This window comes from Pseudoalteromonas sp. SW0106-04, assembly GCF_001293805.1.
In the GTDB taxonomy this organism is placed as follows: Bacteria; Pseudomonadota; Gammaproteobacteria; order Enterobacterales; family Alteromonadaceae; genus Pseudoalteromonas; species Pseudoalteromonas ruthenica.
In genome coordinates, this window is the sequence record NZ_BCAI01000003.1 from 1 (window position 1) to 14142 (window position 14142).

A 14142-nucleotide genomic window follows, 5' to 3' on the forward strand; every position below is an offset into this window, starting at 1 on the left:
GGTTGATTTCATGGCTATGGGAAAAACCTACAAATGTAAACAAGAATTTTCTGAGTGGATGATTTTTCGTTCATAGCTCATATCAATCTGCAATTCTAATAAATGGAAAGTACCAAATCAGGAAAACCGTTTTCCAGACCTCAAAAAAGTCCAAATTTCTTTGCGATTTTTCACTTTTTCTGGAAAAGTCTTCTAGACTAGGTGGGGTGTGGATTTCCAGAGTGTTTCCAGACTTAGATGTACAGAGTAAGGAAATACTATGCGCTAACACGCTGAGTTATTAGTAACCTCTGGCAGGCTGCTCAAAGTAGCCTGCTGCCTTGTTTATTCACCTTAACTAAAGTCAATCGCTCCTGCGATATATAGCGACCAACCTCTCACCCTTTAGTAGCAAAAGTACTTATTAAGCTACTCCAATTTTTGTTCTATCTACTACCAATAAAACACTTGTCGCTTGTTGTTTGTTTGCACAAGCTGTCGTGCTAGTCTGAGCAAAAACTCTAAGGATTTACTCATGCCAGATAAACAACAGTTTTTAGAACGCTTTCCGCACGCCTGTGAAATTAAAGTGGCTTGGGGTGATATGGATGCGCTACAACACGTCAATAACAGTATGTATTTTAAGTACTTTGAAATAGCGCGTATTGATTTCTTTGCGCAAGCAGGGCTGTTTGATCGCCTCGAGGCAGAGAAGATAGGCCCCGTACTGGCTGACAACTATTGTAAATACAAGCGCCCGGTTACCTTCCCCGACACCTTACTCATTGGAGTCAGCGTTAGCGAGATTGCCGAAGCAGGTTTTATGACTCACTACACGGTATTTTCTTGTGCCCAGCAAGCCATTGTTACCGAGGGTCAAGCTAGAGTGGTGATGTTCGATTTCAAGACATCGCAAAAAGCACCATTGAGTGATACCTTACGTACATTCCTGCATGCGAATGAAAAAGGATAACTCAATGCACTATACAAAACTTGGTCACAGTGGTTTAAACGTATCGCGGGTGTGCCTAGGGAGTATGACGTGGGGTAGACAAAACACTCAGCAAGATGCCGATGAGCAACTCAACTACGCGCTTGCTCAAGGCGTTAACTTTATTGATACTGCAGAGATGTATGCAGTTCCCCCGGCGCCGGAAACCTATGGTAAAACCGAAGCCATTATTGGTGATTGGCTAAGCCGCCATATCGACAAACGTAAGGATGTGGTTATTGCCACCAAAGTGGCTGGGAATGGCCTAGCTTGGGTCCGTGACGGTGGTGATATCACCAAAGAGTCAGTCATCAGTGCCGTTGATGGCTCGTTGCAACGTTTACAGACCGACCATATCGATCTTTATCAAATTCATTGGCCTAACCGCACCTCGCCACATTTTGGTAAACAGTGGCCAGGTATGGTGGATTTGCAGCAAATAGATAAAAGCGCGCAGCGGGCGCAAATGCACGCTATTTTAGAGGGCTTAGATGCGTGTGTTCGTGCCGGTAAGATTCGCCACTGCGGGCTTTCAAATGAAACGCCTTGGGGCTTAAATCAGTACCTTGATCTAGCGAAGCAGTATTCGCTACCGGCCATGGTATCGATGCAAAATGAGTTCAGTTTAGTGCATGCCAAAGATTGGCCTTATTTGCTTGAGCAGTGTCACCATGAGGACATCGCTTATTTGCCTTGGTCACCTTTAGCGGGCGGTATGCTCAGTGGTAAATACTTAGGGGGAGCCCGGCCACAAGGCTCGCGTTGGACCATTGCCCAGCGCAACGGCTTGTTCCGCGATACTCACCTTGCGCAAGAAGCCGTTGCTAAATATCAGGCTATCGCGAAAGAGCACAATATGACGGCGGCACAACTAGCCCTGGCGTGGTGTAACCAAGTGCAAGGGGTTACCTCCACAATCATTGGTGCAACTACTCTGGCGCAACTTGAGGAAAATATTGCTGCATTTGATATCCAGCTTGAGGACGAAGCACTGGCGCAAATCGACTCAGTATTAAAAGCCTATCCCGCTCCCTTTTAATGTGGAAGTAGCCTGTAACGGGCTACTTTTCTGATTTCACATCTATTTGCGTGCGCTTTTTCACATTAGCGACGCTGAGCCAATAGTAGACTTTTTCTAACAATTGGTCGGCATCAACGGGCTTGGTGATGTAATCACTCATTCCCGCTTGCAAGCAGCGTTCGCGATCCCCTGCCATGGCGTTGGCAGTCATCGCGACAATCGCTATACCGGTGTAATGCTCACCCGCATCCCCTCGGCGAATCGCTAAACTGGCACTGTAGCCATCCATCACCGGCATTTGGCAATCCATTAAAATGACGTCAAAGTGCGGGTCAGCATTGAGAATATCCAACGCTTGCTTGCCATCCCCACAACTGACTAGGGTAATGGGTAAATCCTTAAAGACACCAGTCACAACCACTTGGTTAATAGCGTTATCGTCTACCACTAACACTTTTGCACCTGAAACCGAATGAAAGTCGAGTGCGGTGACCGGTGGGCTATCACACAGTGGCTGCTCCGCCCCTTCGGCTGAAAACAAAATATGGGCCAATACCACAGCAGAAATGGGTGGTAAGAGGCACTCAACATTGTCATATTGCTCAGCAAACGCCGTATTCATTTGATACTGACTACAATTGACGATGACTTTAAGTTTTTCACTGTGCTGGGCATGCAATAAGGTATGTAAATGCGCTTGCACCTCTCGGCCTTGTTTCGTAGCGTCGACAAACAATAACAACTGATGGAAATCACCAGACGCTGCGAGTTGGTCAACATCATGCCAGTCGGCGTCGATTACTTCAGCGCCCCACTGGCGCAAATGATTCGTGATCACCTGTTTACGTATGGCTACTTCATCGATGATAACTGCGCAAGACCCAGCCAAAGGCTCAGCCATTACTGCACGGTTTTCAGCACTACGTAACATGATATGGCCGATAAAGCGCGATCCTTTGCCAAGCTCACTCTCAACACGGATCTCGCCCCCCATCAGCTGTACAAGTTGTTTAGTAATAGCTAACCCTAGTCCGGTGCCGCCATATTTGCGGGTAATGCTGTTATCCGCCTGTGTAAACGAGTTAAAGAGATCTTTTAGCTTGCTCGGCTCGATACCCACACCTGAATCTTCTACAACAAAATCAATACGGTACTGACCTTCTTGTAGCCGACTTTGCACCTTGATTAACACATGGCCATTGTCGGTAAATTTAATGGCGTTACCGAGCAGGTTGGTAAAAATTTGTCGAATACGGGTGACGTCTCCCAAAAACGTAGGTTGAGTCAAGCCACTGCTATCTAATAACAGCAACAGTCCCTTCTCTTTGGGGCGAATGGAATTGGATTGTAATAACTCACTGAGCACCACCTCTAAATTGACACTTTGTACTTCCAGCTCCATCTTTCCTGCTTCGATTTTAGAGATATCAAGTACACTGTTAATCAGCCCAGTTAGATTCGTAGCACTGGCCTGTGCTAATTGCAGATAATGGTTTTGTTGCTCGCTTAACGGCTCTTTTTTGATCAGGTTGAGCATGCCAAATACGCCATTCATGGGGGTTCGCAGCTCGTGACTCATATTGGCTACAAATAGACTTTTAGCTTCGTTGGCTTGCTCTGCTTCCTTGCGCGTCGCTTCAAGTTGCTCTGTGCGTTCGGCTACCTTAGTCTCGAGAGAGGCATTCATATTCTGCAATTGTCGGCGTAAATTAAACTCAGTAGTATGATCATAAAGCAGCAATGCAGCCACCGCAGAAGAGGTTGGCAGCTTCTGCTCGTACACAGGTAACACGCTAACATTGACTTGCCGCTCTTCACCATCAGCATTACTGATACCTAATTCCATATCAAGGTGTTCACGCTTATCGATAGCGGCTTGAATTTGCTTGCATTGCCTCTCTTCGAAGCCCAACAATGTGGCAAAGTGCTGATTTTCCGAACCATTTACAGAATTAAATAGCTGCTCAGCCGCCGGATTAGCACTGCACACAGCCCCTTTACTATTTAACAGCAGCACAGGCATTGCGGTGCGTTGAAAAATGGTGTGGTATTCACGAATCGTGCGCGACAAGGTCAGCTGACGAATAACAAAATGGTGGTACGTTAGGGCACTGAGTAACAAAATAACATAGAGAATAATGAGTACCCCCAGCCACACCTGCCAACGCCTATCTATCGCCATGGCGAGACTTTCTTTACTGAGATAAAGTGCAAGGCTTAGGGCGATAGGTGTTTGAGGGCTGCCAACAGTTATCGGCTGCTGTTGCGCATAAACGTGCTGAGCAGAGAGCTTATCTAAGTACACCTGCATTCCTAACTCTTGTTTATTGGTGCGAACAAATTGCTGCTGCGCGGGCACGAAGGTAGCATTGAATTCATTGGCAAATAGCCAGCGTGTATCAGGATGAGCAAAGAACTGCTGTTGAGCGCCGATACCAATTAACTCTAAGCCTTGAGCGAGCCCCTGTGCTATCGAATTAATCAATACATTAGCGTCATAGTTGACGACTAATATGGCCCGGGGTTGGCCCTGCTCGTCATGAATCAGTTGAGTGATGCGATAAGTCGGCTGGTAAGGTTCCTGCACGCGTCCAAACTCGTGATTCAGGTTGATATCAGAGACATAGGTTTGCTGGCTTTGCAGCTGCATACTATGGGATATATAGTCTCTGCCCCCTTTAGCTTGCAGTTGGGACTGTGGTGTACGTACTATTTCGTCGTCGACGAGCTCTACCCTGACCAATTCGGAATAATTTTTATCAGCCAAAATATAGCAAATTTGCAGCACATCTCCGTGCTCTTGAATGTAGGAGCGAAATATAGTCGCGAGGCGGTCACGCCATTGACTTAGCGATGTTTTATCTTGTTCATCAAAGCCTTGGTTATCAAGGGCGCGGATAATACCACGATTAGGAGGAGTATTAGCAAGAAATCGAACTTGGCTGCGCCCGTATTCGAAATGTTGCTGTACGTCGTCAACTCGCATCGCTAGCTGGCTATTGATTGTTTGTTTGGCGTTACTTGCTTCGCTGCTTTGGACCAACACGTATGCGTAATAACCGACCCCCGCAAACAGGGTAGTGAGAACGGCCAGCATAACTATTAACCCGTAGCGCTCAAACCATGTCACTGTCATCGTCCCTTTAGTGATTCTGCCTCATGGACACCCGTCTTTTCAGTCTAGATGAGTTCCCGCACTTCACAACATGGATCTCGCGCTTTGTCTCCCCCTTAGAGAAACTGGCGAGACTCATATGAATTTCTATACTCACCTAGAGCACACTGTAATTACCATTACTGCACAAGGAGAGACTATGCTTAAGCCACGACAACTACTTGTTGCCACTTTGGTTTTATGTACAGCTTGGAGTACTAAGGCGCAAACGGTAGAGAAAATCATTTGGCTGCAAAGCAAGACTCCGCCCTTCCATTTACCTCGTACTACAGAGTATCCCTTTGCAGGGCTATGTGATGAGTTGCTCAACCAGCTCATCACCAAGATGCCAGGTATTGAACATGAAAAGCTGCTATTGCCGCAAAAGCGTATTCACCGCTATATGAATGAAGGCGAAAAGGTGTGCTTCCCGTGTATGATCCACCGAAATAAAGATACACATACTGCAAAGCTAAGCATCCCCACAGCGGTGTATCCTCCCTTTACACTTATCACTACGGTAGATAAGCGCGATCAACTCACACAAGCCCATGGTAAGCCTATTAATTTGGCGAGTTTGTTTGCCGATGACTCTTTTACTTACGGCCAAGTGGCTGCGCGACGTTTTAGTGGCGAGCTGCAAACGTTACTACAACAAACTGCTCACTCCCGCCCTGCGGTATTGAGTTATCGCGCCGATGGCGAAAGCGGTGCAATTGCCGAAATGCTACAACATGACATCATCGACTACACCCTTGATTACCCGTATATGGCTCGCTATTTTGCTAAGAAATACGGCAATATCCGCGCCTTAGAAACCAACCTCACCCAAGACTTAGTCAGAGGTGCAGTAGGCTGCTCCGCGAGCGCTGCAGACAGCTTCGCTGAGCAAGCTATTTCAGCCATCAACAAAGCGCTCAAACAAGACGTTTTGGAAAATACCAATTACGTGCTGTCACAGCGTTTTTGGTTAGCCCCCTATTTCACTGACTTTGATGCAGTTTATAAAACTCACGTGCTCAAAGCCACTGACGAGCAACCACCATCAACGCAAGACCCATAAAGGCAACACTGAGTAAGCGATTGATCAACACTTGATTGCGCTCCAATACAGGTAAAAATCGACCATGGCTGCACAATAGTGCCACTAGCACATACCAACTAGCATCAATGACGGTAGGCGTTGCCACCATAACAGCGCCTTGCATGGTATTGACTTGATCTGCGGGGATAAATTGAGAAAATAACGCGATAAAGAAAATAGCTAATTTAGGATTTAAAAAAGCGATAGCAAAGCCATCTGTGGCGGCTTTTTTATAGCTCCCTTGGGTTGTCTCAATGGTCAGCTTTCCTGCGCTACTACGCCAACTGTTAATAGCGAGGTATACGAGATAAGCCGCCCCTCCATAAATGAGCGCGGTGTACAACATTGGCCACTGATGAATAAGTGCGCCCAACCCTAACACCGCTATTAAGGCATACACACCCACACCAAAACCATGGCTCAATGCGGTGATAATACCCGCCGTGCGGCCACTGGCTAGACAATGCTTCAGCACCACAGCCAAGCTGGGCCCGGGAGACATCGCCCCCATCAAGCATATTCCTACCAGCGCTAACCACATTGATAATTCCATTGTTATTCTTGCCTTTGTTGTTGTATTAAATTAAAAATTGCCACCGTTGCTTCTGCGTCACTCATGGCGCGGTGATGCCGCGACAATACAATATCTAAATCGGCACTTAAACGTGCTAGAGAGTATGATGCATGTCCGGGCAAGTAACTGCGACCCAAGCGCACCGTACATAGCTTTGCCATACTTAAGTGGCGCTCAGTACGGGCGAATTCTGCTTTTAAAAAGCCATAATCAAAGTTAACGTTATGGGCGACAAAAATACAGCCTTGCATAAATTGCCACAGCGAGTCTGCTAACTCTGCGAATATAGGGGCATCGGCCACCATCACATTATCTATGCCGGTAAGCTCGGTAATTGCTCGCGGTATGTGACGCTGTGGGTTAACTAACGAATGCCAACGCGCAACTTCCTTACCAGCCACTACCTTGATAGCGGCGACTTCGGTGATCCGATGGCTTTGATGGCGCCCACCGGTGGTTTCTATATCAACAATCACATAAGGCTGTTCACTGTTCACCTGCCAGCGTACGGTTTGCACACTGACATCAAACCCGGCACGCTGCAATTGTTTTAACGCCACCAGCTGATTGCGGCGCAAGCTATCACCCGGCGCTTTTATTTCTTCAAAACGCACTTTGCCAGATGTGATCACCATCAAATCTGGATAACCGTCCTTGGCGCTGCGGAAGTCTTTCGCCATGGTTTCCAGCTGTGTATAAACCGCACTTAGGGGGGCATGATTGATGAGAGCGACCAATGGCGCTAATACTTCTTCGTGCCAACGAATAAATGCGTTAGGCTGATGGTAGTAGCGACTGGCCGCCGCGCTGATGTGAGTGATTAACGCCCCTTTACTACTATGCTCTGCGAACAGTTCACGTATTTGCTGCTGATAATAGTGATAAAACTGGCCGTCACGTAAGCTTGCAGGAAAAACATCAAACTCACTCCCCCTGCCAGCCTGCTCGCCATCAAACAATAAGTGCCAAAAACAGAGCGCAAATAAGTGTTGCCACAACTGATTTTCGCTATGCAGCGCTTGTTCGCCGCGTTGGGTATATAAATCTATCACCCCCTGCTCGACTTGATGGCGATACGCCTCATCTATAGCCAGCGGTTCTTTCTCTGCCAGCAGGTCGCTCAGTACGCTGGTGCGTTTGCCTTGATATTTTAAAGCGTAAAAATCCTCGGCGAATACAAATACCTCATCGCTAGGCGGATCGTCAATCAATGCGCATAAACGCTGCTCAACCCATTGCCTGTGCCCTTTTTTAAAGCGCTGACGCAGCAGCAATTCAATGGCGCGATTATCCTCACTGTGTGCTAGCACTGATAATGCTAAATCTTGATGCAGCGGTTCCGCGAGTAAGGCTTTACCTAAACGATAGAGATACTCATGCGAGTAGCGCTCTGCCAGCGCACCTATAGCGCTTGGTAGCTGCGTTACTTGCTCGCCATGATGCACCAGCTGCTGCTCGCTCAACTCGCTAACCTGGGCCCGTAATTGCGCATAAGTGAACGCACTTTTAGCCTCCTCTAAGGTGTCAAAGCGCGGGATGACCTTGCCTTGTTGGGTGCGCATAATCCCTAAATCACGCAACGAAAAATGACCCAGCCCAGCTTGTAGGCGACCAAAAAAGATAAAACATAAATAAGCTAGAACCGGGTTATAGGCATGGACTACATAACTGAGAAATACATGGCTGTGGCAAGCTTTGGCAAAGCTCACGTGGGTTTGGCAATAGCCCAACCATTGCTCTTTACGCTTAGACAACGCCACCCCGGGCAGCCCCAGTTCACGACAAAGTGCGACTAGCTCAGCTTTGGTTAATGCCGCCAACCATTGTTCAAACTCCCCCTCGTGTACATGACGCAACCAACCTCGACGCTTGAGTAAGGCGAGCGCCAGTGGCGCTTGCTCTATCTCGTCATAATGCAAGCTGCTTTGTTCAAGAAAATCAGACTTGCGATTAAAGCCGCGCACCAACACACACTGGGCATTTTTTGGTAAGGCTAAAAAGTCATCAATAAAGCGCTGTTCATGGGCACCGCATAAATGCCAGCCTTGGTGCTGGAAAAAATGCAGCAACTCCAAGAAGTGATCATGATAATAGGTTGGGGGTAAAGACTTGTTGTACATAAACTCGTCAATTCCGACTTGGTGGCACAAGCCTAATACTGTTTATTTATACAGTCAAGTTATCTCTTGCGCGCCAGCTCTGGCTCACTATCACCTCTTGGGAGAGCAGCAGCTGCGCCGTAAACTCAGCCCCTGCGTGTACTTCCCCAACGCCTTTAGGGGTGCCAGTCATCAGCCAATCACCCGGCTGCAAAGCCATAAATGTGGCCAGCTCTTGCACCGCCATAAGAGGCGGGTACATCATATGCTTTACTTCACCATGTTGTAATTGCTTGCCATCAATCAGTAAACGCACACCCAATTGCGAAATCTGTGCTTCGCTAATATCAATGAAGTCGCTCATCACCACGGCACCGTCAAAGGCTTTTGCACGCTCCCAAGGCAGTCCTGCTTGCTTGAGCTGGCTTTGCAGCATGCGCTTAGTTAAATCAAGCCCTACCGCTGCTTGAGTGAGACCTTGCTCGGTCATACGCAAGCAGATCTCAGCTTCGTAATGTAACCTATCGCCTTGATGCTGAGCATAAAGATGCTGGCTAAGACTACTGCTAGGCTTGTTAAATACCACCATCTGCTCTGGAATAGCATTGCCCAACTCGTGAATATGCTCAACATAATTACGGCCAATACATACAATTTTTCCCGGTAAGCTCATGGGCGTTATCTCTTTTTTCTTTATTTGCCGCTCAGTGTAACTGCCTTTATAAAGAGCGCCAAGCTAGACACCATAGCGTCGACGATAGTGCTGCGCGGCATACATCAAGCCCGCGCTACCTACCAAAGTGGGTAGCAGCCAACCAATTAACTGGGCATCACTTCCTAATACCGCATTAAATAGACGGCGTCCGCCAAAGGCACCAAAAGCGGTATACACACCAATACCGGAGCCTAACATGGCGCTTAGGTGCTCAATAACCCAGCTACGAGGCCGCACAGAGGGTCGGTAAATATAATGCGCCATAGTGACTGCGATAACCATGGCTAACACCGAAAACGCCAGCAATAACACTTGTTGCTGTTGCCACCCTAGGTAAAAGGTATAACAAGCACATAGAGCCAGTGCTGCAATAAGCCCAAGGTGAGCTGGCGTGCGTAATAAGGAACGCTGCTCCTTGGCCACCAACACTCGCCGACCATGATAAACCGACACCCACACCAACATTGATAACATGCTTAAAAACCATGCCATACGATGGTTAATCTGTAGATAGCGGCGCAACTCTTCTGCCGTACTCAAGGTATCGATATTGCGCGCGCCCAACGGATCTAATAGCACTAATGCACAGCAAAAGAGGCCACTGCCTGCAATTGCGTACATCACATACGCATAGACCTTACCACTTTGATTGTGCAACCGGGAGCCTTTGGCCGCGCACACTGGCAGCCAAAATAACACTAAAGCAATGCATCCTAATACAATATGTATATAAAGCGCCCCTTGATGTAACCAATACATAACTCTTCTCACTGTGTTGCCAATTAACAGTGTTAGAGTACAAACGCCATGCTGACACGGTAAGTCACATTCGTCATTTTGGCGCATGACATCTGTCACAACATGCGTTGCACTGCTGGTGTTAGATGCCTGCTGTGGATATAGTTAAGAAATGAAAAAAAACTTTCGTTATCAGTTATCTTGGTTAGTGGTCGTGCTCGTAACTTGGGCCGTTATCGCGATACCGCGCATCATGTTCAACACTGAGCATGGGTTTACTGCATTAGCCACCATAGAAGTGGTGATACACACACTCATGTTGCTTTGCTTACTACTGGTCATAAACGAGCAAGAGCAAAGTTACGGCTACCCGGTACGCTATGTACTACTGGTTGTTATTGGCGCGGGCATTATCGGCCTGCAACTGCTCACTAGCGCAACACTGATTCTCATCTACATGGTGATGTTTAGCGCCATTTTGGTTTATTACTTGCCGCTGCGTTACTGTTACCTCAGCATTGCTGTTAACGCGGTACTCTTTTTACTCCTACAGCGATTTTATTGGCATCACCCATGGCCTGTTTTGAATACGCTTTCTACCAGCGCCTTTTGCTTATTCGCGTTAGTGGTGAGCCAACGCACAATGGCCGAACAGCAAGCCAAAGAAGCACTGCAAATCAGTAATGCCTCCTTGCAAACCACTCAAGCCTTATTAATCCAAGCTGGAGCAAGTGAAGAGCGCTTGCACCTTGCGCGTGAACTGCATGATGATGTAGGCCATCAATTAACGAGCCTTATAATGCAGCTAGATATTGCTCGGCGTACCGCCCCGGATACGCTTAAACCACAACTTGAACACTGTTATCAACATGCTCGGCAAACGCTTGCTAGTGTCCGCTCTGTGGTCAGTGACAAACGCAACCACAGCCCGATTGATTTACAGCCTACCTTAATGCAGTTAGCTGAAAACACACCACGCATTGCGGTGGTTGTACACTACCAAGCTCACCCACTGCTGGCACAACTTAATTATGCCCAATGTGTGCTGCGCTGTGCTCAAGAGGGAATTAGCAATGCTTTAAAGCATTCGCTTGCTACGGAGCTACATATACATTTATATAACCATAACCCACTGCGGTTGACGATAAGTGACAATGGTGGTCACATACATAATCCAGTGCCTGGCAATGGCCTGTTAGGGTTAAAGGAGCGCGTTGAAACCTTGGGCGGCACGTTTACGTTCACCCCCAATAGCAAAGGCATGGTGTTAAATGCGGAGTTTCCCTATGCAAACGACAGCCATTAAAGTTCACCTGGTTGACGACCAACACTTAGTTCGTGCAGGGTTGGCGAGTTTGCTGGCGCTCGATAAGCGCATCCAGGTCAGTGGTGAGTCTGTGGACGGCCAAGCCTTTTTAGAGTGTTATCAACAGGGAAACGTGGATGCGGATGTAATTCTACTGGATGTACGCATGCCACGATTAGACGGCATAGGCGTGCTACAGGCACTTGCGAAGTACCACGCGCCGCCCTGCCTTATCCTAACCACCTTCAACGACAGCGACATTTTGTTTCGGGCTATTGAGCACAACGCCAAAGGGTTCATGCTTAAGGATGCATCACTGGAAGAGTTAGTTGCGGGGATCATAGCTCTCTCTCAAGGCGGTAGCGTATTACAACAAGCACTAAAAGAGGCGGTGATGGCTAAGCAGCGCAGTGTAGTAACGCCGCAATTACAGGGCTTAACAGCGCGCGAACAGCAAATTTTACAGCTTATTTGTGCAGGCTATGCCAATAAAGAAATCGCCGCTAAATTACACAAAGCACCAGGCACTATTCGCAACGCGGTATCGACGATATTAACTAAACTTGAAGTGCGCGATCGCACCCAAGCCACCATTAAAGCCATCGAATTAGGCCTTTACTGCGCTAAAGCGTAGTACAACAGGCCGCCAATCAATAGCTTAGGAAACGTATTGAGATGAGGTAAGCGCGCGCTTGCATGAGATTGTGCTTTTACTGTCGGTGTCACAGCGAACCTGTCTAATGATTATTTATTATTTTGGGACGAAATATACCTTGCATGAGGTAGATCAATCCAATAAAAATTTACATTTGCTTAAATAATAGTCGTAAAATGTGACTAAAAGTGATTATCCCATGCAAAAAGCCACCCAACTCACCCTATTAAAATGCATCATAGTATTGGGACTGTTGCTCATTTTGAGTGGTCATAGCCTGCTTGTCGTTGATGGATTCCGCCAGTATTTTGGTATGTACAGCTATATGCTTGGCGCTATGTGTATTGCTATTGGGCTTATTCTCTCGCTTCCCACCAAAATATATCTAACCATTTTATTAATGCGCCATGAGGGCCACGATTCCAAGCTTTAGGTTAATTTTGGGCATAAAAAAAGCGGCACTAGGCCGCTTTCTATCGAATTGTTAAAGTTACGACTTTTCTTGTAGCGTGCGCGCAACCGTGCGCATACCTTGTGTCGTTGCCCCAGCTGCCCACATGCCCGTAGCGGATGTCTGGAACGCTGCGGCTAAATCGATATGCACCCAGCCTTGACCTTCATCACGAACAAAGCGAGACAAGAATCCGGCGGCGTTTGAGGCGCCACCAAAACCACCACCTTTTTGTGGACGACTATTAGCGGTGTCGGCATAAGGTGATGGACAGTTGTGCTGGTGGAACTTCTCTAATGGCAACGGCCATGCACCTTCAAATTCTTCTTTAGCGAAGCCTTCAACATCGCGCACCATGTCTTTGTCTAAGCCAAACAGAGCGTTATATTCCTGACCCACAGCCACTAACGCTGCGCCCGTTAAGGTGGCTGCATTAATAATGGTTTTCGCCCCAGACTCACTGGCGGCCATCAAACCATCAGCTAGCACTAGGCGGCCTTCGGCGTCGGTATTCACAATTTCCACTGTGGTGCCGTTTTTATAGGTCAGAATGTCACCAAGTTTATATGCGTGCCCTGAAATCAGGTTCTCGGCACAACAAAGGTATAATTTTACTCGCTTGTCTAAACCACGACTAATTGCCAGAGCCAAGCCAGCGGTGACAGTTGCTGCACCGCCCATATCGCACTTCATGCCCAACATCCCTTCGCTCGGCTTGATTGAGTAACCGCCAGAATCAAAGGTGATCCCTTTACCAACAAGTGCAGAAGCCACTTCAGCGGCATCATCACCGGTGGGGTTAAAATCAAGCTCTAGTAGCACCGGTGGGCGCTCACTACCGCGACCGACTTCGTAAATACCAATCCACTGCTGCTCTTTTAGTGCTTCGCCTTTGATAATTTGATAGCTGACATGCTCAGGCGCCAGCGACTGAATAAACTCACCCGCCTTTTCCGCCAGGCTCTCTGGGTAAATTTCTTCTGCCGTGCCGTTGATCATCTGGCGCATCCAAGTCGCCGCTTGCTTAAGCGCTTGCAGCTCCTTAATGTCGCTTTGGTCGTTATCAACAAAGCTCACCCCATCGAGTACCTTAGGGCTAACAAAGCCTTGGTAGAATGCCCACTGACTTTCAGTGCACCAAGTATCGCCGCTTAACTGCACCGCTTTTACGCCTTGATTAGCTATGGCGCGGCCCGCCTTTTGTACGTTTTTAAGGGTTTCATCTTCACTTAAGTGCACCGTGGCACCTTGTTCATTGAAAGACACTGATGCAGATTCGCCCCAATGACTAGGCGCAGCTTGTTCACTTAGATGTACTAAAAATTGTTGACTCATGTGGGTCCTCTTGGACTGTGATTACAATTACTCTCAGTTT

Annotated in this window: 12 protein-coding genes; 6 read left to right on the forward strand and 6 right to left on the reverse strand. The window is 47.6% G+C overall.

Features of this window, described 5'->3' with window-relative positions:
* Window positions 1–514 precede the first annotated feature (514 nt).
* Both W04_RS04670 and W04_RS04675 read left to right on the forward strand, forming a co-directional pair.
* Window positions 515–952: a thioesterase family protein gene (locus W04_RS04670; RefSeq protein ID WP_022944255.1), complete on the forward strand. Its 438-nt coding sequence runs from the start codon at window positions 515–517 to the stop codon at window positions 950–952.
* Window positions 953–956: 4 nt separating this feature from the next.
* Complete coding sequence (locus tag W04_RS04675) at window positions 957–2009, forward strand: aldo/keto reductase (protein WP_053909998.1); 1053 nt, start codon at window positions 957–959, stop codon at window positions 2007–2009.
* A 22-nt stretch (window positions 2010–2031) separates the two neighbouring features.
* Here W04_RS04675 and W04_RS04680 read toward each other — a convergent pair whose 3' ends face one another.
* Window positions 2032–5121, reverse strand: coding sequence for an ATP-binding protein (locus tag W04_RS04680; RefSeq protein WP_197275942.1), 3090 nt, complete (start codon window positions 5119–5121; stop codon window positions 2032–2034).
* Window positions 5122–5305: 184 nt separating this feature from the next.
* On the opposite strand from W04_RS04680, the gene W04_RS04685 reads away from it, so the two are divergent.
* Entirely contained in the window at window positions 5306–6208 is a 903-nt protein-coding gene (locus W04_RS04685; protein ID WP_053910001.1) for a hypothetical protein, read from the forward strand.
* Here the strand turns inward: W04_RS04685 and W04_RS04690 are convergent.
* The 4 genes from W04_RS04690 to W04_RS04705 form a co-directional block, all read right to left on the reverse strand.
* Window positions 6165–6782 (reverse strand): LysE family translocator, encoded by a 618-nt coding sequence (locus tag W04_RS04690; RefSeq protein ID WP_053910004.1) that lies wholly within the window; start codon window positions 6780–6782, stop codon window positions 6165–6167. The two genes, W04_RS04685 and W04_RS04690, sit on opposite strands and share 44 nt — an antisense overlap.
* Window positions 6783–6784: 2 nt before the next feature.
* Window positions 6785–8923: an exonuclease domain-containing protein gene (locus W04_RS04695; protein ID WP_053910005.1), complete on the reverse strand. Its 2139-nt coding sequence runs from the start codon at window positions 8921–8923 to the stop codon at window positions 6785–6787.
* Between the two features lie 46 nt (window positions 8924–8969).
* Window positions 8970–9575 (reverse strand): fumarylacetoacetate hydrolase family protein, encoded by a 606-nt coding sequence (locus W04_RS04700; RefSeq protein ID WP_053910008.1) that lies wholly within the window; start codon window positions 9573–9575, stop codon window positions 8970–8972.
* 63 nt (window positions 9576–9638) lie between these two features.
* Entirely contained in the window at window positions 9639–10376 is a 738-nt protein-coding gene (locus tag W04_RS04705; RefSeq protein ID WP_053910010.1) for a hypothetical protein, read from the reverse strand.
* 151 nt (window positions 10377–10527) lie between these two features.
* Between W04_RS04705 and W04_RS04710 the strand changes: the two genes are divergently transcribed.
* The 3 genes from W04_RS04710 to W04_RS04720 all read left to right on the forward strand — a co-directional run bounded on the left by W04_RS04710 (window position 10528) and on the right by W04_RS04720 (window position 12749).
* Window positions 10528–11661 carry a sensor histidine kinase gene (locus W04_RS04710; RefSeq protein WP_053910011.1) on the forward strand — a complete coding sequence of 378 codons (1134 nt, stop codon included), beginning with the start codon at window positions 10528–10530 and terminating at the stop codon, window positions 11659–11661.
* Window positions 11642–12295, forward strand: a complete 654-nt coding sequence (locus W04_RS04715; RefSeq protein WP_053910012.1) for a response regulator transcription factor — start codon at window positions 11642–11644, stop codon at window positions 12293–12295. The genes W04_RS04710 and W04_RS04715 overlap by 20 nt, the downstream gene beginning before the upstream one ends.
* Window positions 12296–12515: 220 nt before the next feature.
* Window positions 12516–12749, forward strand: coding sequence for a hypothetical protein (locus W04_RS04720; RefSeq protein WP_022944263.1), 234 nt, complete (start codon window positions 12516–12518; stop codon window positions 12747–12749).
* Between the two features lie 57 nt (window positions 12750–12806).
* Here W04_RS04720 and pepB read toward each other — a convergent pair whose 3' ends face one another.
* Window positions 12807–14102, reverse strand: a complete 1296-nt coding sequence (gene pepB, locus W04_RS04725) for an aminopeptidase PepB (RefSeq protein ID WP_045979682.1) — start codon at window positions 14100–14102, stop codon at window positions 12807–12809.
* Window positions 14103–14142: the final 40 nt, after the last annotated feature.